This window comes from Pseudohongiella sp. SYSU M77423, assembly GCF_029911965.1.
In the GTDB taxonomy this organism is placed as follows: domain Bacteria; phylum Pseudomonadota; class Gammaproteobacteria; order Pseudomonadales; family Pseudohongiellaceae; genus Pseudohongiella.
The window spans coordinates 664598-688186 of sequence record NZ_JARYTH010000001.1; the positions used below are offsets into that span (position 1 = coordinate 664598).

At 57.1% G+C, this 23589-nt stretch carries 18 protein-coding genes; 10 read left to right on the forward strand and 8 right to left on the reverse strand.

Annotated features, from left to right (window positions below):
* Positions 1–72 precede the first annotated feature (72 nt).
* The gene (locus tag QGM61_RS02865; protein WP_281131832.1) at positions 73–2079 is read right to left on the reverse strand and encodes a response regulator; all 2007 of its coding nucleotides are present in this window, start codon (positions 2077–2079) and stop codon (positions 73–75) included.
* Complete coding sequence (locus QGM61_RS02870) at positions 2079–2534, reverse strand: PleD family two-component system response regulator (protein WP_281131834.1); 456 nt, start codon at positions 2532–2534, stop codon at positions 2079–2081. The genes QGM61_RS02865 and QGM61_RS02870 overlap by 1 nt, the downstream gene beginning before the upstream one ends.
* 144 nt (positions 2535–2678) lie before the next feature.
* On the opposite strand from QGM61_RS02870, the gene gshB reads away from it, so the two are divergent.
* From gshB to ruvX, 4 genes are read left to right on the forward strand one after another with little or no spacing between them, the layout of a single operon-like run.
* The gene (gene gshB / locus QGM61_RS02875) at positions 2679–3632 is read left to right on the forward strand and encodes a glutathione synthase (RefSeq protein ID WP_237132906.1); all 954 of its coding nucleotides are present in this window, start codon (positions 2679–2681) and stop codon (positions 3630–3632) included.
* Between the two features lie 28 nt (positions 3633–3660).
* Positions 3661–4509, forward strand: a complete 849-nt coding sequence (locus tag QGM61_RS02880; RefSeq protein ID WP_281131835.1) for an energy transducer TonB — start codon at positions 3661–3663, stop codon at positions 4507–4509.
* Between the two features lie 16 nt (positions 4510–4525).
* Positions 4526–5122: a YqgE/AlgH family protein gene (locus QGM61_RS02885; protein WP_281131836.1), complete on the forward strand. Its 597-nt coding sequence runs from the start codon at positions 4526–4528 to the stop codon at positions 5120–5122.
* A gap of 4 nt (positions 5123–5126) precedes the next feature.
* Positions 5127–5579: a Holliday junction resolvase RuvX gene (gene ruvX / locus QGM61_RS02890; protein WP_281131838.1), complete on the forward strand. Its 453-nt coding sequence runs from the start codon at positions 5127–5129 to the stop codon at positions 5577–5579.
* On the opposite strand, the gene QGM61_RS02895 is transcribed toward ruvX, so the two are convergent.
* The 4 genes from QGM61_RS02895 to QGM61_RS02910 all read right to left on the reverse strand — a co-directional run bounded on the left by QGM61_RS02895 (position 5566) and on the right by QGM61_RS02910 (position 13822).
* Entirely contained in the window at positions 5566–6249 is a 684-nt protein-coding gene (locus QGM61_RS02895; protein WP_281131839.1) for a fumarylacetoacetate hydrolase family protein, read from the reverse strand. The two genes, ruvX and QGM61_RS02895, sit on opposite strands and share 14 nt — an antisense overlap.
* A gap of 11 nt (positions 6250–6260) precedes the next feature.
* Positions 6261–6647, reverse strand: a complete 387-nt coding sequence (locus tag QGM61_RS02900; protein WP_281131840.1) for a hypothetical protein — start codon at positions 6645–6647, stop codon at positions 6261–6263.
* A gap of 149 nt (positions 6648–6796) precedes the next feature.
* The gene (locus QGM61_RS02905; protein WP_281131841.1) at positions 6797–9265 is read right to left on the reverse strand and encodes a zinc-dependent metalloprotease; all 2469 of its coding nucleotides are present in this window, start codon (positions 9263–9265) and stop codon (positions 6797–6799) included.
* A 72-nt stretch (positions 9266–9337) separates the two neighbouring features.
* Complete coding sequence (locus QGM61_RS02910; protein ID WP_281131843.1) at positions 9338–13822, reverse strand: DEAD/DEAH box helicase; 4485 nt, start codon at positions 13820–13822, stop codon at positions 9338–9340.
* Positions 13823–14065: 243 nt separating this feature from the next.
* Between QGM61_RS02910 and QGM61_RS02915 the strand changes: the two genes are divergently transcribed.
* The 6 genes from QGM61_RS02915 to QGM61_RS02940 all read left to right on the forward strand — a co-directional run bounded on the left by QGM61_RS02915 (position 14066) and on the right by QGM61_RS02940 (position 20698).
* Positions 14066–14458, forward strand: coding sequence for a hypothetical protein (locus QGM61_RS02915; RefSeq protein WP_281131844.1), 393 nt, complete (start codon positions 14066–14068; stop codon positions 14456–14458).
* A 177-nt stretch (positions 14459–14635) separates the two neighbouring features.
* Positions 14636–15295: a signal peptidase I gene (gene lepB / locus QGM61_RS02920; protein ID WP_281131845.1), complete on the forward strand. Its 660-nt coding sequence runs from the start codon at positions 14636–14638 to the stop codon at positions 15293–15295.
* A 78-nt stretch (positions 15296–15373) separates the two neighbouring features.
* Entirely contained in the window at positions 15374–16489 is a 1116-nt protein-coding gene (gcvT, locus tag QGM61_RS02925) for a glycine cleavage system aminomethyltransferase GcvT (RefSeq protein ID WP_281131846.1), read from the forward strand.
* A gap of 58 nt (positions 16490–16547) precedes the next feature.
* Positions 16548–16931: a glycine cleavage system protein GcvH gene (gene gcvH, locus QGM61_RS02930; protein WP_237132895.1), complete on the forward strand. Its 384-nt coding sequence runs from the start codon at positions 16548–16550 to the stop codon at positions 16929–16931.
* Positions 16928–19816, forward strand: coding sequence for an aminomethyl-transferring glycine dehydrogenase (gene gcvP, locus QGM61_RS02935; protein WP_281131847.1), 2889 nt, complete (start codon positions 16928–16930; stop codon positions 19814–19816). Before gcvH ends, gcvP begins: the two co-directional genes overlap by 4 nt.
* A 45-nt stretch (positions 19817–19861) precedes the next feature.
* Complete coding sequence (locus QGM61_RS02940) at positions 19862–20698, forward strand: ion transporter (protein ID WP_281131848.1); 837 nt, start codon at positions 19862–19864, stop codon at positions 20696–20698.
* Between the two features lie 57 nt (positions 20699–20755).
* On the opposite strand, the gene QGM61_RS02945 is transcribed toward QGM61_RS02940, so the two are convergent.
* Positions 20756–21790 (reverse strand): type IV pilus twitching motility protein PilT, encoded by a 1035-nt coding sequence (locus QGM61_RS02945; RefSeq protein ID WP_281131849.1) that lies wholly within the window; start codon positions 21788–21790, stop codon positions 20756–20758.
* Between the two features lie 120 nt (positions 21791–21910).
* Positions 21911–23530, reverse strand: a complete 1620-nt coding sequence (locus tag QGM61_RS02950; RefSeq protein WP_281131850.1) for a S8 family serine peptidase — start codon at positions 23528–23530, stop codon at positions 21911–21913.
* Positions 23531–23589: the final 59 nt, after the last annotated feature.

The window sequence follows — 23589 nt, forward strand, 5'->3', positions numbered from 1 at the left end:
AATGCAACCTTACCGCCAATGCACCCTGATGGCCTTAATCGACTTTGCAGACGAAGGCCGCATTATAGCCACTTAGCCGGGCGGCTGATAGGCAAGATGGCGCTTGATTGTGTCGCGCTGCATTTTCAGCAGCTCCAGCAAAACAGGCTTCAGGCCGGCTGTGTCGGCAGAGCTGTTCAACAATCGCCGCAGGCGCTGATTGCCTGCGTCCAACTCGGCCCAGGTCTGCGCCGCCCAGGGTTCAGACTCGTGCACTGAATACGTCGCCGATTGCCTGCCAGATGCACACGGATTGATCGAGTCTGTTGCGCCCGGCTCCAGAAGACGATAGAGACGCTCCACTAGGAGACCAACGGGATCGGCCTGTTGCCACGCGGCGACCCGATCCAGCATTTTGCACAGTTGATGCTGCGCAATGATCAGCGTACGGCGAATTGTCGTCTGAGTTAACAGGGCAGGCTGCAACTGGATTACCCGGTAGAATTGTAATAACACAAGACTTAAGGACCCCAGTGGAGCAATCTCAAGTCGGGCAGCCGCCTCGCAGACCGTGTTCAGCTCACGCCCCAGTTCTTCGACAAATAGATCCAGGTCCGCCTGTTCCGCACTCAAGCCTGCCGCCCAATCCCGGGAATGCGGTAGCCAGTACAGGTTGGATGCGAGTTCCAGCTGCTCGCTCTGGCTCAGGGCGAGCTCAGCACCTGTACTGGCGAGGCTAAGCCTGACGACAGTCAAAGCCTGGTCAATTTTCTCAATCTCGGATAAGCCGGGATCAAGCAGCGACTGAAAGCAGCGCAATGAGTCGACAAAGCCTGATGGCATCGTATGCCGGGCGAGCGCATTGTGACGGTACCAGCTGTCTGTCACCACAATCAAAAGGACGGGCTGATTTTCCTGCATTCGCAGCAGCGCAGACAATTTGTACCAGAATTCGGCCTGCACGGTCCGGTCTGGTAGCTGCGCCCGGGATTCTGCCAGCATGCTGGACACATGATGCCGCAGTCGCTCTGCCGTATCCGCAGTGGAAAGAAGATCTGCGGGGTCCTGCTCTGACCCGTCAAGCGGCTCAAACATGTCATTTGTCTGAAGTGCGGTTGACAGAGTTTGCCAGGCAGACGCACTCCGTGCGTGGGGAAAGTAGAGCATCCTCAGTATCAGCAGCAGCCAGCCTCGGGTATTGGCCACTCCGACAGCGTGCAAGCCAAGTGCGGCCCGCGCCGCGTGAGTCAGTGAAGCGTTTTGCTGACCGTCGTTGTTCCTTTCGCGACAGAGTTCCAGCTGCTCCGCCAGTGCGGCTTTGCAACGTTGCCGTGGACCCATCCAGTCACAAGCCTGGCGACAATCAACAAACGATGCCAGTGTTTCAACTGCCTTTAGCACCATGCCACAAAGCGCTCTGGCGTCGGCAGGCTGCAGCTCATTCATCTGCCCTTGTTGTCCGAAAGAGACAGCATTTGGCAGGAAACACCAGCAGTGCCTGATCCCTTGCAGTGACGTCATCGCCGCCTGTCGCCACTCTGCGATCGATTCGTCTCTGTCGGGTGGAATCTGCATGGCCTGAGCCAGCAACTGCCGCAATGACGCCAGGAGCAGCGTTGCCAGCGCCGCGACACAATCATCAGCGCCACTCGGCGTTGCTTCAGCATCGCACTTTTGCGTATTGGCAACCAGATCGTGGCTCCTGGATTCGGGCTGTCCCTGCAGATACTGGCTGATCTGTCTGACCATCCCCCGAGGGCCACTGCAGCGTGAAACAACACCTGACATGCCACGCGCCCGCGCCCAGGCCGTGTCCGCAGATTGCAGCCGATCACTGATCAGCAGCGTTGGCACCGCACTAATCCGGTCTCGCCAGTGCCTGGCGAGCAAGGCTCCTGCCGTGAAGCCGTTACCCCTGCGAAGCACCAGCTCTACCAGGCACAGATCGGGCAGCTGGGGCTTGCGTCCGGCAGAAACCAGCAGTCGCCTGGCAGCCTGCAGCGTATCTGCCGCGACCACCTTCCAACCCTGGTCCTGCAACAACTCAGTGGTGGCCAAGCGCGTATGCTGATTGTCGTCAATAAGCAGTATCAGCGACACTACAGTGCGGCCGCCTCTGCCCTGGCCGCCAACCCACTCAGCACAGCGCTCAGCTCACTGCTGCGAAACGGCTTGGGCAGGCAGCCATCCGCAGCCACGCGCTCTGCGTTGACGGAATCCAGGAAATTTGGCTGCTCGGACAGCAGCACGATACGCAGCTCCGAAAAGTCGGGTGACTGGCGTAGCAATGTACACACCTGCGCACCACTGAGACGGGGCAGCGCACAGGACATCATCAGAATATCGGGCCGAAGTTCTGGCAGTCGACACAACACCTCAAAGCCATCCTCCACACAGGTGACATGATAATCGTGACCTTTCAGCACCTGCTGCATGCGCTGGCGGGTGGCCCCCGCTGACTCGGCCAGCACTATCTTCAGAGGCTCAGCCGCCTGCGCCAGCGCCCCTCCCCGGTTCTGGTGATCCCCGTCTGCCACCCTGCTTTGCTGGTTCATCCGATCCTCCCTGATCGCGCTTCTGTCCGTGACACCTCTTCTCAATGTTTTAGCAGACAAAAAGAGTGTGTGCAGCACCACGCGGGGCAGTCAGGCAATCATGTTATGATGGGCCATCGCACTATCACCGGAGACTTTCGCGTCATGCAGATCAAACTGGGCATTGTGATGGACCCCATCAGCCAGATTAGCTACAAAAAGGACACCAGCCTTGCCATGCTGGTTGCCGCTCAGGAGCGCGGCTGGGAGCTTTTTTACATGGAACAGGGCGACCTGTATCTGCAGGGCGAAACTGCCATGGGTCATATGCGCCCCCTTTCGGTCGCTTACGACCCCAATAAATGGTACGAAATGGGTGAGGCGGTTGAGCGTCCGCTGTCTGAGCTTAATGTCATCCTGATGCGCAAAGACCCCCCGTTCGACAGCAACTACATCTACTCCACCTATCTGCTGGAACGCGCTGAACAGGTAGGCACTTTGATCGTCAACAAACCGCAGGCTCTGCGCGACTGCAACGAAAAAATGTTTGCTACCCAGTTCCCGCAATGCTGTCCTCCGTTTCTGGTCAGCGCCCGTGCCGACAAGCTCAAGGCATTCCACAAATCCCACGGTGATGTGATTTTTAAACCTCTGGATGGCATGGGCGGCAGTTCCATTTTTCGGGTGCGTAACGACGACACCAATATCAGTGTGATTCTGGAAATGCTCACCCAGCACGGCCGCAGCCCGATCATGGCGCAGCGCTACATACCGGAAATCGTCAAAGGGGATAAGCGCATCCTTCTCATTGATGGCGAACCTGTTCCTTATGCGCTTGCCAGAGTTCCCGCGATAGGCGAAAGCCGTGGCAACCTGGCAGCTGGCGGCAGTGGCATTGCGCAGCCACTGTCAGATCGGGACCGCTGGATCTGCGAACAGGTACGTGACAGCATCAAGGCGCGTGGACTGCTGTTTGTGGGACTGGATGTGATTGGTGATTACCTGACGGAAATCAATGTCACCAGCCCGACCTGCGTACGCGAAATTAACGCGGCCCACGACCTTGATATTGCAGGCGACCTGATGGACGTCATCGCTGCACGTCTGGGCCAGGCCTGATTCTGACCACGTTCAGCTGTAGTTTGTTATGGAAAAAGAACGCTTCGGATTCACCATCTTTATCTCGGCCTGTTTTCACGTCATCGTGATCGCCGGTGTCGGTTTCAGCTTTTTGAGCGAACGACCATCGACGCCGGCCATCGAGATAACGCTGGCGCAGTTTCAGAGTGAGCAGGCACCGGAGCAGGCGGACTTTATCGCGCAGGCGAATCAGCAGGGCAGCGGCTCGCTGGAAGATACGGCGGCTCCGGCAACACCGTTTGAGTCCCCCATCTACGATGAGTCCATACAGCAGGTACAACCCATCCCGACGCCAGCGCCTGCCGCACAGCGACGTGAGGACGTTCGTGTTGTAACCAGTACCGATGCTGATCAACAGCAGAGCCAGCAACTGGAATCGCGCGATGAACAGGACTCACGACTGCTCTCCGAAGATTCTTCGCCCGAAGAAATTGCCATGGCCATCGCCAGCCTGCAGGCCCAGCTTGATCATCAGCAGCAGGCTTATGCCAACCGGCCCCGGCGCTACACCATTTCCTCGGCATCCACGCAGCAACGACATGATGCGCTGTATCTCGACAACTGGCGCAAACGCATTGAGCTGGTCGGCAATCAGCACTATCCTGAAGAAGCACGTCAGAATGACATTTATGGCAGCCTGCGCATGATGGTCGCGCTGCGCCCGAACGGCAGCGTCGCGGAAATCCGCATCCTGCAGGGATCAGGACACCAGCTACTGGACATGGCGGCTGTGGAAATTGTGCAACTGGCAGCGCCGTTCGATCCTTTTCCAGAAGAGTTGCGCGGCGAGGTTGATATTCTGGAAATCATCCGCACATGGCGATTCAGACCCGGAAATGCTTTTAGCAGTCAGTGAACCAGGAGACGTATTCATGGGCAGTATGCACAAAGCAATCGAAGAAAACGCCACCAGTCTTGAACACCATTTTCTGATCGCCATGCCTCAGCTGCGCGACCCCAACTTTAATGGCACTGTCACCTACCTGTGGCGCCATGACGATAATGGCGCACTGGGCGTTGTCATCAACCGCTGCTCGCGGCTTCCTATTTCAGACCTGATGAGTGAGCTGAAGATAACCGTAAGCGATGACATGGTTGCCAGACTGTCCGAGAAAAAAGTGATGGCCGGTGGCCCCGTGGAACGCAGCAAAGGCTTTATCGTGCACCCGACGACGGATGAGTGGGAATACACCATGCGCGTCAATGATGACGTCAGCCTTTCGATGTCCAAGGATATTCTGCAGGCCATCGCACGCGGTGAAGGACCGGACCGCTACCTGATCGCGCTGGGATGTGCGGGCTGGGAAAGCGGACAGCTGGAGCAGGAAATTTCGGACAATGCCTGGCTTACAGTGCCAGCCGACCCTGAAATTCTGTTCTCTGAAGACTTTGACAATATGGCCAAAGCAGCGGCCGGCATTCTGGGCGTGAGCCTGAGTCAATTGTCCTCTTTGACTGGACATTCCTGACGCAATGGACAGCTATCCCTCGCGCGTCCAGAAACACCTGACAGTCCTGGGTTTTGACTTCGGCACCAAACGTATCGGCGTCGCTGTCGGCCAGTCACTGACGGGGACTGCGCAGGCCCTGCCCATCATCCCCGCCCGCGATGGTATCCCTGACTGGGACATGCTGCGGGCTTTGGTCACGCGCTGGCAGCCCGATGTTTTTGTGGTAGGACTGCCCTACAACATGGATGATTCCGAGAGTGATTTACTGCTGCGGGCACGCAAGTTTGGCAAACGCCTGGAAGGGCAGCTGCACAAACCCTGCTTTGGGATTGACGAGCGGCTGACATCCTTCGTCGCCCGGGGTGAAATACTGCGAGGCAATCGTGACGACGCCGTCGACAGTATTGCCGCGCGCCTGATACTGGAGAGCTGGCTGGCCGGATTGCCAGCCGTATCACCCGCTACACCATCCTGAACGCCAGTTTTGGCAGCCCATCAATCGTCACTTCAACCTGATAGCCTGGCAGCACTGCGCTGACACCAGCGGGTGTTCCAGTGAAAATAAGATCGCCGGGCTGCAGAGTAAACAGCGTCGACAGTTCAACAATGATTTCATCGACTTTCCATATCATGTCTGCCAGGTCGCCCTGCTGGCGCAGTTGACCGTTGACAGACAACCGGATCGCCCCCTTTTCCAGCCAGCCCGTGTCACTGACAGGCGTTAATGGCGACACCGGACCAGAGGCATCGAAGCCCTTGGCGACATCCCAGGGTCTACCCTTTGATTTGGCCTCTGCCTGCAAATCACGTCGCGTAAAATCGACACCGACGGCATAACCATAAACGGCGGCCTGCGCCTGTGGCAGTGACAGTCGGCTGCCTCCCTGCTGCAGCGCAACCACCAGCTCTCCCTCGTGATGCAGATCCCGGGTTCGCGGGGGATAAGGCACTTCGCCATCAGGCGTCCAGACCGCACAGGCAGGTTTACTGAAAAAGAACGGTGCCTCACGACTGGGGTCCGCGCCCATTTCCCGGGCATGGTCGGCGTAATTGCGACCAACACAAAAAACGCGATTCACGGGGAAGCGGATATCGCTGTCAACGATGGGCAATGAGGGCGGGGTCAGGTCAAACAGGTTTTTCATTGTTTATTCTCTCACTCGTCGGCACTTGAGCCACTTACCAGCCGGGCACCCAGAAGCGCAACCGGCACAATCAAAATCAAAAAGCTGAGGTGATACCACACAGGCATCAATTCCCAGACACTAGCCTGAACACCAACACCAGTGAGCACCAGCAGCACGCCGGTGATCAGCACTGCCCGAAACGCGTTTGCACGATCCAGTCGGGCGGCCACCACCCCGGCGGCCAGGGAACAGATGATACTCAGCAATAGAATACCCAGTAGCACGCCGACTGCCGTCACCGGTGTGCCATCTGCAGACTGCGCCGCCACATCGGCAAACAGTGTCGCATTGCCCACCAGCCAGATAACTGTCCACACGGCATAAGCCGCTATAATTGCGACGACCATTTTTTTCATCTTGCTACCCTCCTGTCTGGCTATTAAATAAACACTGACACACTAATTGTTGTTTTACCTTGTTCAGTTGTTTAGCAGGCTGTTAGCCACCTTGTGACAGGACCACAGGCTTTTCTCTCAAGTCGGAGACCTGATCTCACCATGTTATCTCATATCGGGGCGCCCGGCGGCATCGCCAGCGGCGCAGTCAGCAGCATAGTCTCACCACCACTGTCACGCCAGCTATCAATCGCATCCAGGCTCAATTGATAATGCGCCTGCCAGTCGCGATCGCGGGATTGGTCCACCGCATCATCCAGCCACTCTTCCAGTGTTTCCAGCTGCAGGTGAATGGCTGCTTTGACCTGATTGCCAACCTGGTCATCTGCTGCGAGAGACAGCAGATGATAAAGGACGACGTGATCCACAGCCCGCTGTACGGCACCAGACTGCCCGGCCTGACGTTGTTGATAGAGAGTACCTTCCAGCAAACGGGTCAGCACATCATGTACAGAGGGCAGTGAGTCGTCCAGCATGTTGAGATTGTTGATTCGCGCCAGCCGCTGCGGTTGCAGAATCCCGCTGACCGTGTGGTCCGCCGCCGTCTCGGCGATGCTCAGGAAATCCAGGCCAAGCGCAGTGCGCAGTGGAAAACTTTCGCGGGTCCGGCCATAACCTGGAGGCCGCGGAGGAATCATCGCCAGTATCTCGGGTGGCAGCATCAGTTGCTCTGGCGTCAGGGTCAGCAACAAGGCATCCAGAGCACGCTGCTGCATATCCGCAGCGACCGGAATGACCTGCTCTGACTCGGCGACCTGTCCATCATAAACTGAGTACTCGTAGTAGGTGCCGCCCACCAGTCGATGGACTGCCTCAACCTGATAACGGTGCAGCAGATACAGGGGAACAAGAATGTCCTCCAGCTCACCATAAGGCTGACCGGGTTTCAGATTGGCGGCGCCGAAGCGCTGCAGAGCAGATCCGCGGACATCCAGAAGGTGTTGCAGTTCGACTACCGGATCGGCGCCGTTATCCCACATATGCGACAGGGGATGCGCGCCACCGGCCGCACGGCTGTCAAGATCGGTGATATACAACAGGCCGGCGTCCTTGTTCTCCTGCAGAATGGCAGCAAGACCCTGCGCCTCCTGATCCTCGCTGGCAAACTCCGAGTAACCATACTTTATAGTCTGAAAATCCCAGGCACCAAGACCAACATCATAAGCATCCAGTGCGTCGAGTACGCCCTGATCAGTGATATCCAGCAGCGGATGCGGGTAGTCCATGACGGAGGCACGGTCATTAACACTGGCCGCAAAGTTGTGGGCGATGCCCAGCGTATGACCGACTTCGTGTGCGGAAAGTTGACGAATCCGGGCCAGTGCAAGCTCCTGTATGGCCTGGTCGGAACCTTCCGATGCCAGGCCAACCAGTGACTGAGCGATGCGGTAATCCTGCCGCACTCTTAATGAGCCAAGTGTCACCTTGCCTTTGATGATTTCGCCGGTGCGGGGGTCAACCACACTGGAGCCATAGGACCAGCCGCGCGTGGATCTGTGTACCCACTGAATAACGTTGTAGCGAATATCCATGGGGTCGGCATCTTCTGGCAGCAACTCCACCTGAAACGCATCGACATAGCCAATTGCCTCAAAGGCAGCATTCCACCATCGTGCGCCATCCAGCAATGCACTGCGTACCGGTTCGGGTACGCCAGGATCCAGATAATAAATAATCGGTGTCACGGGCTCACTGACAGCCGCGTCGGGATTGCGCTTCTGCAGACGATGTCGGGGTATGAAGCGGCGCGTCATGTCTTCGTTGATTGGTGCAGCAAAGTCCTGGAATCCGCGAGACCAGAAGCCCGAAGCCGGATGGAAGGCACGCGGCTGGTACTCATCGTCAGGCAGTTGCACAAACGAGTGATGCTGTCTGACTGTGATGGCCTGCGGTGTCGGTGTTACCGAGCGTACCCAGGCGCCGGGCGAGTTGCCTGCAAAGGTCAGCTGCGCTTCAAACTCGGTATTTAATGGAAAGTTTCTGGTCCGCTCCAGATAAATGGCAGAGCGCGCTTTGTCGAGACTGTAGCTGCCCTGCTGCAAATTCTGCAGCGTCGTCACCACACCGTGCGCGTCGCTGAGCAGAAAGTCTGTCATGTCGATCAGGGCCACGCCATCCTGACTGTCTACCACTTCAAAGCCAGCCAGAATCGATTCGGCAAAAGCCTCCTGAACAGACAGTCGCTCCATGAAACTATCGGAATCGGCGCGAAAATCGAGATTGATATGCTTCAGGAAAACTTTATTGCCGTGCTGCTCGAACTGTACAACACGACTGTCGCCAATCTGTCCGCGATCCAGGCCTATATCATTGGAGCCAACACCGGTCGATAATGAGTTCACATAGAGGAACTGTTGATCAAGGCGATCAACCACCAGAAACAGCCGCCCGGTTGCGGGCTGGTAGTAATAATCGAAATAACCGTCGTGGAAACTTGCACCATCCAGCGTCTGGCTGGTCTCTGCATCCCACTCTGGCTGCGCATGAACAAGCGAGCCAAGGCCTGCCGCCATCGTCCAGCAAACCAGCAAGCCAAACGTGCGCCAAGTGCGGCGCGCGGATTCCGTAACTGACAACATGCGCTTGTTCTCCTTGTTTGTGGTTCTGCTAATGGCTACAGGTCAGGATCGGTACTCGCCTGCAACCTACATTCAACTGTTGGCCAGATAGGATCGCAGCCGCGGATTGATTTCCTGACGACGCAATAATTGCTCTAGCGCCCACTGGTGTTCAGCGGGTATTTCACGCAGGAACTTTACCCTGGCGCCATCAAGAACAGCGACAGGTACACCGTTTTTATACAAGACACGGTTGCGACTGGTTCTGGCAAGCTTCATTTCCGGCAAAAACAGCGCCAGGTGATTCACCGGATCAGTTGCTGCCAGACTGCAGTAGTCAGCCGTCGACCAGTCTGACGTGTCGCGCTCTCTCAGCTTGCGTGCCTGCTCACGCAAAGGAGCGACATTTTCTGGCAGCGTAAACTGCTCGCCCCCCAGGCCTTCGATAAACCGCCCGCCACGCAAGGTGCCACGCAACTCCAGTCGCCTTAGCACTGTCAACAGGTCGCGCCAGGCCGGGGCCGCACTTTCACGTGACACAATTTGCCGGCTGATCACACCCCAGCGCAGCAAATATACCATGATCAGTTCTTCAGTCATTTCGTCATTCAACGGGCCTGCATCGGGTGGATACAGCAAAGACCAGCGTCCGGCATCTTCGACACTGTAGCCACGCGACCGGCTGCGTCCCGAGCGACCCTGGCTGCCTTTGGTGGATGGTTTACGTGCATCAGGGGTCAGCAGCGCCCTCAATCCGGTGAAGCCATCGCTGGTCAGCTTGCCAGCCGCAGCAAGTTCAGATAAGGCCTGCTCCAGCTGGGCTGCCAACAGGCCGGTACGCTGCCGTATTTCATGAAAGAAGCTGGCGCCGCGCTGTTTCAGGTCGTCGAGGACACGCTCGGCATTGCTGCTGAGCCGGGCCTGATCCTGCCAGGCGCCACCATGTAACTGCTGCCAGCTGGCCATCAACTGACGCGACGACAGGGTAATCGGCGTGGTCTTGATGGGACCTGCGGCACGTCGACTGTCGGCCCGAACTGCGGTTAACTGAGCAGGTGGTAAGTAACGCCCCCAGGTCAACCGGCCCGATGTACAAAGGATATCCAGCCAGCCTGGGTCATACAGCGCCATCCGGGCCGGGAAGATTTCGCCCTCCCACGCCGCCGCAGGCGCTGCCACACCGTCAAGACGTTCCAGGGTTCTCTCCAGTATGGCCTGCGCAGCCGCCGCTGACGGCAATGGCTGCGGCCGCGGCTGCAGTGTCTGTTGCCGCAGCTCATGATGCTCAAACAGATAGCAGGTATAGGCCTGCAGGGAAACCGGTTTGATGGCTTCGCGATGAGCATCCAGTGTGTAGCGATGGATGCGCTGCAGCAGGCGGCGCTCACACCACTCCAGTGTAGCCGGGTCGTCATTTGCGACACTGCCAGGTGTAAACCGGCCACGGAAGGCAAAGCCCTGTCGCTCCAGCACCATCAGCGCCATGTCTACCTGATTGACGGGAATTCCACTATTGTCGGACAGGCAGGCGGCGGTGACCGGCCCTAGGACATCCAGCCGACGCCGAATGATGGTCTGAATCGCATCTTCTTCAGACCCGGCCTCTGTCAGCATGTCTGCCGGCAGCTCAATTTCGGGTGTGCTCTGCAGCGACTCGAATACCTGGCGGAAAACCGGCAGCATTTCTGCCGTAATCAACAGCTCGCCCGGCATGCTTTCCGCCTTTATGGCACAGACGCGCCCTTGCTCCAGCAATTGCCGGTACAGGCGATCGCCACCAATAACCCGGCCTAACTCATCGCAAGTCATGAAACCTGCGCAGTACAGGGCATCGTGCAATTCATCAACATCGCGAACCAGCGGCCAGGCTTCATCCCTGACGCGCGCAATGGCTGCTTCGTCCAGACGGGTGTAGGCGTCTGACTCCGCAGGATCCACCCAGCTTCGATTGCGAATGGCCAGAGTGCGGCGCTCTTCAAAAGGCGCATCATCAAGGAATGCGTAGGGGCTGGCGTTAATGATTTCCTGTGCAAACGGTGAGGGTTCGCGCAGGTCCAGTGCCACCAGCTCGACCTGGCTTGCCTCCATCTGCTGCAAAAGCGCCAGCAAACCTTCAATGTCCATGGCTTCTGTCAGACAGTCATTGATGGTCTGCACAACCAGTGGATGATCCGGCACATCGCGTTTGCCTGTGAGGTTCTCCTGACAGGCAATCTGATCCGGAAACACCTGAGCCACCAGGTCCTCGGCATCCATGCGCTGAAACTGCGGCGGAACCCGTTTGCCACTGCGATTGCGTTGAATCGCCAGTGACCGTGTGGCATTCCAGCGCCAGCGTACTTCAAACATTGGTGCATCCAGCAGGGCCTGGGTCAGCACATCGGTTGCTGAATTACTGTGCAGGTAGTGGAACACTTCGTCCAGCGGAAAACTGTGTACAGAACCCAGCGAGATAACAATACTGTCTTCGTTGGCAGCAGCCTGCAGCTCAAAGTTGAACGTACGACAGAAGCGTTTGCGCAGCGCCAGCCCCCAGGCCTTGTTGAGACGACTGCCAAACGGAGCATGTATCACAACATGCATGTCACCCACTTCGTCAAAAAAACGCTCCATCACAATGCGATCCCGTGTCGGCATCATGCCCAGGGCATTTCGTCCAGCCCTGAGGTAGTCGACTACCTGGGACGCTGCCGAAATCGGCAGCCCGACCTCTTTGACCAGCCATTGGATGGCCGCCTCCGGCGCATCATCTATCAGCCGTTCGTCGATCTCTACGCGCAGCCTGGATACCGCTTCAGACAGCTCAGTGGTACGCCCCGGCCCTTCGCCCAGCCAGAACGGTACAGTGGATTTTTGACCGTGCGCGTCACGTACCCGAACCTTAAGCCCATCCACGCGTACCATCTGCCAGGCATGGGTGCCCAGCGCAAATATGTCCCCGGGCAGGGTTTCCAGCGCAAAGTCCTCATTGAGTGAGCCCACCACAATGTCATCAGGGTCCAACACCACCTGATAGTCGAACATGTCGGGAATTGCACCGCCATTGGTCAGCGCCGTCAGCCGGGCACCCCGACGGGCGCTGGCTCTGCCATTGATACGATCCAGATGCAGCCAGGCACCACGGCGCCCCAGTCGAGTTGAATAACCATCTGCCAGCATTTTTACCAACTGATCAAACTGCTCGCGGGGTAGCGCACGATAAGGCCAGGCCTGTGTCATCAATTGATACAGCTCATCCAGCGGCTGTGCTGACACATCTTCGTCCTGCCGCGCCGCCAGCTCAGCAACAATCTGCTGCGCCAGGATGTCCAATGGCTGCTCAGGCATGATGATGCGGTCCAGCTCACCTCGTCGCACGCTGTCCACCAGAGCGCTGCATTCCACCAGGTCGTCTCGTGTCAGCGGAAACAGAATGCCTTTAGGGGTTCCGCCGACATGGTGGCCGCTGCGGCCTACCCGTTGCAGGAATGTCGCAATGCTGTGCGGCGACGAGAACTGCACCACCAGATCCACAGCACCAATATCGATGCCCAATTCCATGGATGCAGTGGCCACCAGCACCTTCAGTTTGCCCGCCTTCAGTTGCTGCTCGGCGTTATGCCGCCGCTCCTTGCTCATACTGCCATGGTGGGAGCTGACCAGGGACGCGCCAGCCTCGCCATACAGACTGTCGGCGCCCAGTCGCTCAGACAGCGCCAGCGCCAGACGTTCGGACAGGCGTCTGGTGTTAACAAACACCAGGGTTGTGCGGTGCTGTTGAATGAGCTCCACCAGCCGTTCGTACAACTCGCCCCACACCTCGTTGCTCATCAGAGCGGTCAACGGCGAGGCAGGGACTTCAATATTGATATCCAGCGTGCGACGGTGCCCTGTATCCACGATGACCGGCGCGGCGGCAGGCTCTCCGCTCCTTGCGCCAACCAGATAATTGGCGACCAGCGACATCGGTTTTTGCGTAGCGGACAGGCCGATGCGCTGCAGCGGGCGTCCCGTCAGGGCCTGCAGGCGCTCAAGCGACAGGGCCAGATGTGAGCCACGCTTGTCGCCCAGCATGGCGTGAATCTCGTCGATAATAATGGTGTCGACACTGCGCAGCATGTTGCGGCCATGCGCACTGGTCAGCAACAAATAGACGGATTCGGGAGTGGTCACCAGGATGTGGGGCGGGTTTTTGAGCATTTTCTGTCGCTCGGCCTGCGGTGTATCACCGGTGCGCACGGCGATCCGGATGTCAGCCGGATGAGCCCCCTGCAGGAACAGCTCGTCCTCAATGCCCGCCAGCGGCTGCTTGAGATTGCGCTCGATATCGTTACTGAGGGCCTTCAGTGGCGAGATATAAAGGACCCGGGTCTGAGTCACCAACGGTTTCTGCTGTGCTTCACACACCATGCGGTCAATGACAGCGTAAAAAGCAGCCAGCGTTTTACCACTACCGGTGGGGGCTGCAATCAGAGTGTGCTTTCCTGCCTGAATGGCCGGCCACGCATCGGCCTGCGCCGGCGTCGGCTGGCCCAGAGTGCTGGCAAACCAGGCACGGCTGGCCGGATGAAAGTTTGAAAGTACAGAAGAAGTCGACATGTCAGTGGTTGTGCACCTTCAATTTGTCCAGTTTCCGCCTCTGGCTGTTGAGTGCCGGGCATGGCTTCCAATCGCTGATTACTGTGTATACATACAGCTCAGTATACGCCGCTCCATGCTGCGTGAACAGCGCCGACCAGTACTTAAGTCGTATTGACAGGAGTCAATTGCAGGATCAAAGTATTGCCGCGTCCAACCGGCCGTACCCTGCATGTCACAACAACCCTCCCGGAGATATCTGGAATGCGATACCTTTCATCGTTTTTCATCGCCTTACTGTGCCTGACCGGCACTGCTGCAGCTGCTACCGAGTCGCGCATCGACTGGGGCGTCAATACGTTTACGGTACAGAACAAGAGCTACAACAGCATCAAGCTGGATGTTGCATTCACCCAGCGCTACATTCGGGTCAACGGTGTACTGGGCAGCTCTGCTCCCCAGACTGCCGGAACACCGGTGACAGGCACCTGCGTTGAGACGCCTGCCAAACGATTTGTCTGCCAGCTGTTCTTCGACCAGTCTCTGGCAGAAATCGATATCGATGGCACCCTGAACGGCAACCTGACCATCAAAGACCGGGACGGAGCAGTAATTGTGACGCGCCCACTGTTTTATACAGGCATTGTCCAGCAGTAAGCCTGTATTTCAGAAAGCCACTCTTGCCCGGCAGACCCACTGCCGGGCACCTGAACCGCTGATTACACTCGATTCATCGCAGGCGGTTGACCGAATCCTCAGATATGGCTACCTTTGGGAAACGGCATTTATTGAATGTCCGATAACTCCGGAAGTCTAAAGGATAAGCTGGCCTGCATGAAACGATACCTTGCCATTTTCTGGCGCGAAAACAAGAAGTTTCTGTTGATCCTCGCGTCCATTGTCTGTTTCAAGAGCGCAGTGGCTGATCTCAATTCAATTTCCGGCCGCTCCATGCAGCCCACGCTGCTGGATGGCGACAAAGTCTGGGTAAACAAACTTGCCTACGATGTCCGCATCCCGTTTACCGATATTTCTCTGCTGAGCCTGTCTGATCCCGAGCGCGGTGATATCGTCATCATTGACTCTGAGGCAGCCGGCAAGCGTCTGGTCAAGCGCATCATCGGTGTGCCGGGCGACACAATCTACATGCGCAACAACATGCTGGTTCTCAATGGCGACATCGTTGACTATGAAGTACTCGGTGAAGACCAGGAGGGCACCATCATCGTTGAGCACCTGGTGGATGACTCGCATCAGGCTCTGATCACCAATGGCTACGGACGCCGGTCGACACGCAGCTATGGCCCTGCCGAAGTCCCGGCCGACCATTTCTTTGTGCTGGGCGATAATCGCGACAACAGTGCAGACAGCCGTCTGTACAGCTTCATACCGCGGGATCAGCTGGTCGGCCGATCCAGTTCGGTGGTTTTCTCGCTGGACAGCCAGCACAATTTCAAGCCGCGGGCCGGACGATTCATGGCGCAGCTGGACTGACGCGCTTACCCCTGTTAAATCCCTTCGCTTCACCGTAAAATATTGCGTTTTGGCGTGAATACGCCTCCGGAGGCCGCTGTGGGACAAAAAACCGCTCTTTATGACCGCCATTGCACCGCAGGGGCGAGGCTGGTTGATTTTGGCGGCTGGGATATGCCCATCCAGTACACCTCCCTGATCGAAGAACACAACGCAGTGCGCCAGCATGCCGGTGTCTTCGATGTCTCTCACATGACAATCGTGGATGTGACCGGCGACGACGCCGAACCCTGGCTGCGCTGGATGCTGGCCAATGATGTCGCGCGCCTCGGCCAGCCTGGCCAGGCCCTCTATACAGCGATGCTGAACGACACGGGCGGCGTGATTGACGACCTGATTGTATACCGCCTGCGCAACGGCTACCGGCTGGTCGTCAACTGTGCCACCCGCGAGAAGGATCTGGCATGGCTGCAGGGACATATCGAGTCTCACCAGGCAACGCTCACGGAACGCCCCGAACTGGCAATTCTTGCCGTGCAGGGCCCCAAGGCACTGAAAATTGTTGATGACATTTTGCGCAGTCGCGGCGAGCCTGAACTGGCTGATGCAGTCCAGTCGCTAAAACCCTTCACCGCTGCCGAAAACGACCAGTGGCTGGTAGCTCGTACTGGCTACACTGGCGAGAATGGCGTGGAGATCATACTGCCGGAGTCACAGGCTCCCGAGTTGTGGGATGCCCTGCTGACAGCCGGCGTCCGTCCGATTGGCCTGGGCGCCCGCGACACCTTGCGCCTGGAAGCCGGCATGAACCTTTACGGGCACGAGATGGACGAGTCAGTCTCACCGCTGTCTGCAAATATGGGCTGGACGATTGCCTTGAAACCTGAGGATAGGGACTTTGTTGGTCGCAGCGCAGTCGCACTGCACGCTGACCAGCTGACCGATGGCTCACTGCCGGTGCTGGCCGGTCTGGTGATGACAGAACGCGGTGTTCTGCGCGAAGGCATGCGTGTTGTCTGCACGCTGGAAGACGGCAGCACTGCCGATGGCATCACCACCAGCGGTACCTTTTCACCTACATTGAAGCATGCTATCGCATTGGCTAGAATCCCGACTGGTACCACACAGTGTGCGGTCGAGATCCGCGGCAAGCTTGTGCCCGTACGCACCGTCAAACCCGGCTTTGTCCGCCACGGCAAGCAGATTTTCGACTGATGCCGGCAAGCCTTGATAATCAAACCAAGTTTACAGTCAAAACTATGAGGATCGACCCGTGAGTGATTTTCCTGATGAACTGAAATACGCAGCCACCCATGAATGGGTACGCGTTGAAGAAGATGGCAGCGTGACAATTGGCATCTCCGATCATGCGCAGGAATTGCTGGGCGACATCGTGTTCATTGAGCTGCCGGAAGAAGGCGCCACCGTCTCAGCCAAAGACGAAATGAGTGTCGTCGAATCAGTCAAGGCTGCCTCGGATATCTACGCACCGATCTCTGGCGAAGTCATCGCTGTCAACGAAGACCTGACCGATGCACCAGAAACTGTTAATGCTGACCCTTACGGCGAAGGGTGGATCTGCCGAATACTGCCAAGCAACCCGGCTGAACTGGAAGAGCTGCTGGATGCCAACACCTACGCTGGAATGTGTGAATGAACCTGAAGTCGCCGCTGAGCTCGCTGCACGATTCTGAGTCTTTTATTGCTCGCCATATCGGCCCGGATGAGAATGACATCCAGGCCATGCTGGCCGAGCTGGACTACCCCTCACTGGACGCCCTGATAAGCGCAACGCTGCCAGCAGCGATTGCGCTCGGCAGGCCGCTGGCACTTGACGCCCCGTCCAGCGAACAACAGGCACTGCAACGACTGCGGCAACTGGCACAGCAGAATCAGCTGTGCCGCTCCTATATCGGTCTGGGATATTACGACACCGTGACTCCCCCGGTAATCCTGCGCAATGTGCTGGAAAATCCGGGCTGGTACACCGCCTACACACCCTATCAGCCGGAAATCTCCCAGGGTCGACTGGAGACCTTGCTGGCCTATCAGCAGATGGTCCTGGATTTGACCGGAATGGAACTGGCCAACGCCTCCCTGCTGGATGAATCGACTGCAGCAGCCGAAGCCATGGCGCTGGCGAAGCGTGTCAGCAAAGCCAAAAAGGCCAATGTATTTTTTATCGATGAGAGCTGCTACCCGCAGACCATTGATGTGATCAAGACCCGCGCCAGCTGTTTCGGATTCGACATCGTTGTTGGACCTGCTGCCGAGGCTGCGCAACATGATGTATTTGGCGCTATTTTCCAGTATCCCAACTGCAATGGCGAAGCGGTGGACTTGCGCGACATTATCGAGCAACTGCATCAGCGCGACGCGATTGCCTGTGTCGCTGCCGATCTGATGAGCCTGGCTCTGTTGAGCTCACCGGGCGAACTGGGCGCCGATGTGGTCGTTGGCAATACTCAGCGCTTTGGCGTTCCCATGGGCATGGGTGGCCCTCATGCTGCTTACTTTGCTACCCGTGATGACTACAAGCGCGCGGTCCCCGGCCGCATCATCGGTGTTTCTGTCGACGCACGCGGCAAACAGGCCTATCGTATGTCGCTGCAGACCCGTGAACAGCATATCCGCCGGGAAAAGGCCAACAGCAATATTTGTACGGCCCAGGTTTTACTGGCCAACATCGCGGCTCTGTATGCCATGTATCATGGCCCTGAAGGCATCCGCAAAATAGCCTTGCGGATTCACCGACTCACACGAATCCTGGCGACTGGTCTCGCCAATAGCGGACTGCAACTGAACAGCAGCTTTTTCGACACACTGACAGTGAGCCTTGAAAGCACTGAACGTGCGGCAGTGCTGGTACGCGCCAAAGCGGCAGGTGTCAACCTGCGTGACACTGATGCAGACACACTGGGTGTCAGCCTCGATGAATGCAGCAGTGTCGAGGACCTTGTCACGCTGTGGCAGGTCTTCCTTGGCGATAAAGCAAGCAGTCTGAACGTCAGTGATATTGATGCCAGCCTGGATGACGCCGTTGGCATTCCTGCTACCCTGCAACGCCAATCTGAGTATCTGCAGCACCCGGTGTTTAACCGCTATCACAACGAAACCGACATGCTGCGATACCTGAAACGTCTGGAGAACCGCGACCTTTCGTTGACGCACGCGATGATCCCGCTGGGCTCATGCACCATGAAGCTGAACGCGACAGCAGAAATGCAGCCTGTCACCTGGCCAGAATTCAGCAAGCCGCACCCATTTGTGCCGCGTGAGCAGGTTAAAGGCTACCTGCAGATGATAGGCGAGCTTGAAGATATGCTGGCCGAAATCTGTGGATTCGACGCCGTCAGCATGCAGCCAAATTCCGGTGCCCAGGGCGAGTACGCCGGGCTGCTGGCCATACGCCGCTACCTCGACAGCCAGGGACAGCAGCACCGCAATGTGTGCCTGATTCCAAGCTCGGCCCACGGGACGAACCCGGCCAGCGCACAAATGCTGAGCATGAAAGTTGTGGTTGTCGCCTGCGACAAGAATGGCAACATCGACATCAATGACCTGAAAGCGAAAGCAGAGCAGTACAGTGACACCCTGGCAGCATTGATGATCACCTACCCGTCCACGCACGGCGTGTTCGAAGAGTCGGTCAAGGACATTTGTCAGATCGTGCACGATCACGGTGGCCAGGTATACATGGATGGTGCCAACCTGAATGCTCAGGTAGGCGTATCACGCCCTGGCGATATCGGTGCCGATGTTTCCCACGTCAATCTGCACAAAACTTTCTGTATTCCACACGGTGGTGGCGGACCCGGCATGGGGCCAATCGGCATCAAGAAACACCTGGCTCCTTTTGTCGCCAACCATCCGGTCGTGCAGCTGGACGGCCCCCTGCCAGACAGTGGCGCCGTGTCTGCGGCACCCTGGGGCAGCGCCAGCATTCTGCCAATCTCCTGGATGTATATCGCCATGATGGGCGCGTCCGGCCTGCTGAAAGCCACACAGGTCGCGATTCTCAGCGCCAATTACATTGCGCGCCAACTCAGCTCGCATTATCCGGTTCTCTATACTGGCAAAAACGGTCGCGTCGCGCACGAATGCATCATCGACCTCCGTCCCTTAAAGGCAGCCACCGGTATCACCGAAGAAGACGTCGCCAAGCGATTGATGGACTACGGCTTTCATGCTCCGACCATGTCGTTCCCGGTGCCCGGTACGCTGATGATCGAACCGACAGAAAGCGAACCCAAAGCAGAACTAGACCGCTTCATTGAGGCAATGATCTGCATCCGCCAGGAAATTGCCCGGGTTGCCTCTGGTGAACTGGACGCCGAGAACAACATGCTGCGACATGCACCGCACACACTTGCCGACATTATGGACGACTCCTGGGACCGTCCCTACAGCAAGCAGGAAGCGGCATTCCCAGTCGACTCACTGCGTGACAACAAGTTTTGGCCCGCGGTTAATCGTATCGACAACGTTTATGGCGACCGAAACCTGTTCTGTGCATGTCCGGCCATTGAGATCTACACATAAGAGCCTGGCGAACGCATGTTGCCCGCCAGGTCTTGAGGTTGTGTCATGAAGCAGTCGTTTCGTCAGCGCGTTGAACGCTGGATAGAAAGCTCGATAGTCCAGAATTTTATCATTGGGGTGATCATCTTTAATGCGATTACGCTGGGTCTGGAAACTTCCGCCAGCGTGATGCGTATTGCCGGCGAACCGCTCAGAATAATCGAGCAGCTTGTACTGGCGATATTTGTCACCGAGATCGCGCTGAAACTCTACGCTTATGGACACCGTTTCTTCCGTAGCGGCTGGAATGTCTTTGATATTGTGATAGTTGGCATTGCCCTGCTGCCTGCCACCGGGCCATTGGCGATCCTGCGTGCGCTGCGTATCCTCAGGGTACTGAGATTGCTGACCAAAATCGATCGGCTCCGCCGTATCATCGAGTCATTGTTGCGCGCGATTCCCAGCATCGGCTGGATTCTGTTTCTGCTGTCAATGGTGTTCTATATTTTTGGCGTCATGGGCACGCAACTGTTCGCCGAACGCTTCCCTGAAGACTTTGGAACGCTGGGCCGCACACTCTATACGCTGTTCCAGGTGATGACACTGGAAAGCTGGTCAGAAGGTGTATCGCGACCGGTCATGGCGATTTACCCCTATGCCTGGATGTTCTTTATCAGTTTTGTCCTGATAACAGCCTTTGTTGTGCTGAACCTGTTTATCGGTATCATCGTCAGCACCATGCAGGAAAGTCACTACGAAGAAGAGAATCGCCGTCGCGACGAAAAAGAAAATGCCGCGCATGCCGAACGTGAGGAAATGCTGGTGCTGATTCGTGAACTCAATGACAAGGTCGATCGCCTGCAGGCGTCTATCCCGCAGCCGTCCCGGACGTCCAGCGAATAAACCAGCAGCTACCCCTGGCCTGATGACAGTTTCCGGGCAGCAAGCGCGTGACCTGCACTAGAAACTATCCGGCATCTTCGCCTTGCTGCGCGCAATCTCGACTTCGACGGTACCGGCAGTAACCAGCTCCTTCAGGCACTGATCCAGGGTGCGCATTCCCACCCCGGCGCCAGTCTGAATCGCCGAGTACATCTGCGCGATCTTGTCCTCTCGAATCAGGTTACGTATGGCGGGTGTGGCCATCATGATTTCATGAGCCGCGACACGGCCCCCACCTTTCTTCTTCAGGAGCGTCTGTGAAATGACGGCCTGCAAGGATTCTGACAACATCGAACGCACCATGCTTTTCTCGCTAGCCGGGAAAACGTCCACAATACGGTCAATGGTCTTGGCGGCAGAACTGGTATGCAGTGTTGCAAATACCAGGTGTCCTGTTTCAGCAGCCGTCAGTGCCAGACGGATGGTTTCCAGATCACGCAACTCACCCACCAGAATAATATCGGGGTCCTCACGCAGTGCTGAGCGCAGGGCCTGGTTAAATCCCAGGGTATCACGTTGTACTTCACGCTGGTTGACCAGACACTTGTGACTTTCGTGCACAAATTCGATGGGGTCTTCTATGGTCAGGATGTGTTCATAGCGCGACTTGTTAATGAAATCGATCATCGCTGCCAGCGTAGTGCTCTTGCCCGAACCCGTCGGGCCCGTAACCAGTACCAGGCCTCTGCTGAGACTGGCGATGGTTTCAAACACCTTGCCCATCCCAAGCTGCTCCATTGTCAGCACCTTGTCCGGGATAGTCCGGAAAACAGCCGCAGCGCCCCGATTCTGCGTAAACGCGTTCACACGAAAACGGGCCACACCCGATATCGCGAATGAAAAATCCGTTTCCATGAACTCTTCATAGTCTTTGCGTTGCCGGTCGGACATGATTTCATAGATCAGCCCCTGCACCGTCTTGTGGTCCATAACAGGCAAATCGATTTTGCGCATATCGCCATCAACGCGGATCAATGGTGGCATGCCCGCCGCCAGATGGAGATCCGATGCTCCATTGTTTACAGAGAAGGTCAGCAGCTTGGTTATATCCATTTAAATCATTACCTATTCTTCAACAAAAAAGAAAAACGTCAGCAGCGCCAATCAGTCGCCTGCTAAGGTCTTTATAGCGGCTCTGCGGCCGGTATGCTTAATCGCCTGCACCGTTCCACATTAGCGTTGGGGTATTGGCCAGGGATGTAACAGGCCATATCCAAATACAGCATCACGTCCGATGTCGCCGAGGTCTTCGGCCAGGGCCTGCAGGGTTTCCCGGGCCAAAGCTATACTGCCTCCATTGCGCGACAGCTCACAGGCGAAAAAGGCCGCTACAATTGGAGCCGCCAGAGAGGTGCCAGACTGGCGTGTCAGCCGTCCGTCATTTCCTGCTGTTGGCAGCTGCACACCCAGTGCGGCAAATTCCACATGGTTACCCTGGTTCGCCCAACGATAGATGCTGCGATCAACGGCTACGGCAGTCACTGCAACAACCGGGTCATAGGCCGATGGATATTGCTCTGGCGCAAAGGGTCCGTTATTGCCGGCAGCGGCAACCAGTACCTTGCCCTGGTCGGCGGCAATATTGACGCCCTGCTCCAGGACTCGATTGGCCGGACCGGTAAGACTGAGGTTGATAACGCTGACGGCTGACTCACCTGCCAACCAGTCAAGTGCCTGCATGATGCTGGAGGCGCTGGCCCCCTGACGATAGTTATCCTGGCTGTATACAACCGCCGCACTATAAAGAGTGGCATTCGGCACCACAGGTGCCAGATCATCACCCTGGCCTATCAGTACACCTGCGATTGAGGTGCCATGCGCGGGCGGACTGCTGAGCCCCTCTTCGATAAAACTGCGGCTGACTACAGGTGCCTGACGTCCCCGGTATGCCAGTGCCGGATGATTGTTGTCTACGGCAGAATCAATAATGCCTATAGAGACCGGTGCCTGACAGATAGCGGCCAGCGGCACTGGCAGGGACACACTGCTGCCGCGCGCTGGCACGGGACCAGCCTGTGCCTGATATACATGATTGCGATCCATTAATGGTCGCAGGCTATCTGGCAACAGTTGCAAAATGGCATCATCAGCATCAAGCTCTGCCGGCACATCAAATACCAGTACATCCCGGTTCATGGCATTGAGTTCATGCTCCCTGATCATGAACTGCAGGACCACAGGCGCCTGGATCTCCAGCTGGATGCGCTGCTCGGGATTCACGACCATGACCCACTGCCGCTCGATGGCGCGCACGTTGGGCGCCACTTCAATTTCCGCCAGAGGTTCACCGCCGCTAACGGGTAATTGCAGCCTGACCGGTAGAGGCGGAATCAGACCAACGGGATTTCTGGGCGGTCCCTGCAAAGGTCGCGGCGCTCCCTCAGTGTCTGGCGCCGCGCGGCGGACCGGCCCAACAAACGGCTGCGTGGTTAAACCGGCACTGGCCACCTCGATCTGACCCTGTTGAACCCGCCGCATGATGTCTCCGCTGACGGCGGCAGAGGCATCAGATGTTGTTGCTGCCCGACCACGCGAGGGTGCTGTCTGAGCATTCTGGCCGACGCTCTCATTTGCTCCACCGCCTGAGCCAGATTGTAAGCGCTCACTTTCTTCCTGCTCCCTGCGTTCCCTGGCAGCTACCACGTTGTGGTCCCGAAGTCGCTCATAGGCCTGCTGGGCCTCATCAACCACGGCCGTCAGCGGTACACAGGCGCCCAGCTGCATGGCGATCAGGGCCGCCAGACCAATGGTTCTGACACGCTTAAAGAAATAACGGTGAGCCTGGAACAACATGATATGCTCGGAATTGGATTACAGGCGGAATAAACTACACGATTGTTCGTTATCGACAC